Annotated in this window: 1 protein-coding gene; it reads left to right on the top strand. The window is 68.4% G+C overall.

The features are described 5' to 3' along the window. Positions 1–193: 193 nt before the first annotated feature. The coding region (locus ACFTSF_RS41615; RefSeq protein WP_380161138.1) for an IS110 family transposase at positions 194–1,223 on the top strand (1,030 nt) is incomplete at its 3' end.

The raw sequence follows: 1,223 nt of genomic DNA on the forward strand, positions 1-1,223 counted from the left end.
CTTGGCGGATGACTCGCTTGAGCACTGACGACGCTGTCTTTGATGGGATCCGTCTTCGTCAGGGGCCGCACGCACCGGCCGGACGGAGCGTGACCTGATAGGAGCTTGGCCGCGCCTGGTCACTGTGCTGTCCGCCCGCCCGGTGGTGCGTGCCGCCCTATCAGCTCAGACGCGAAGGACGGCAGTAACCACGATGACAGATCAGCAGACGAACACCACCGCCACGACCGACCGCAGTGTGATCATCGGTGGTGTCGACACACACAAAGACACCCATACCGTGGCCGCGATCACTTCCACCGGGCAGTTCCTGGGCCATGCCACGTTCCCCGCGACCGGCTCCGGCTACCGCCAGCTCCTGGCCTGGCTCCAAGGCCACGGCCAGCTCGGCCAGGTCGGGATCGAGGGCACCGGCAGCTACGGCGCCGGCCTGGCCCGGCACCTGACCACGGCAGGGATCGACCTGGTCGAGGTCGACCGGCCCGACCGCAAAACCCGCCGCACCCGCGGCAAATCCGACCCGATCGATGCCGAGGCCGCTGCCCGCGCAGTGCTGGCCCGGACCGCGACCGGGACCCCGAAAACCCGCACCGGCCCAGCCGAAGCACTCCGGATGATCCACACCACCCGGGCCTCAGCACTCAAAGCCCGCACCGCCGCGATGAACGCCTTCCAGCAACTCCTCATCACCGCCCCAGAACCACTCCGCGCCCAGCTCCGCGGCCTCAAAGGCACCAAACTCGTCGCCGCCGCCGCGAAACTACGCCCCGGCACCAACCTGGCCGACCCCACCCAAACCGCCAAACGCGTCCTGCGCCGCTACGCCCACCGCATCCACGACCTCGACGACGAAATCGCCACCAGCACCCACGAACTCACCACCCTCGTCACCCAAACCGCGCCCGGCCTGCTGGCCCAGTTCGGTGTCGGCCCCGAAACCGCCGCCCAACTCCTCATCACCGCCGGCGACAACCCCCACCGCATCCACACCGAAGCCGCCTTCGCAGCACTCTGCGGCACCAACCCGATCCCCGCATCCTCAGGCCGCACCCACCACCACCGACTCAACCGCGGCGGCGACCGCCAAGCCAACCGAGCCCTCTACATCATCACCATCGTCAGACTCGCCCACCACCCAACCACCCGCGACTACGCCCACCGCAGCACCACCAAAGGCCGCAGCAAAACCCAAACCATCCGCTGCCTCAAACGCTACATCGCCC

The organism is Kribbella sp. NPDC056951 (assembly GCF_042674205.1).
GTDB lineage: Bacteria > Actinomycetota > Actinomycetes > Propionibacteriales > Kribbellaceae > Kribbella > Kribbella yunnanensis.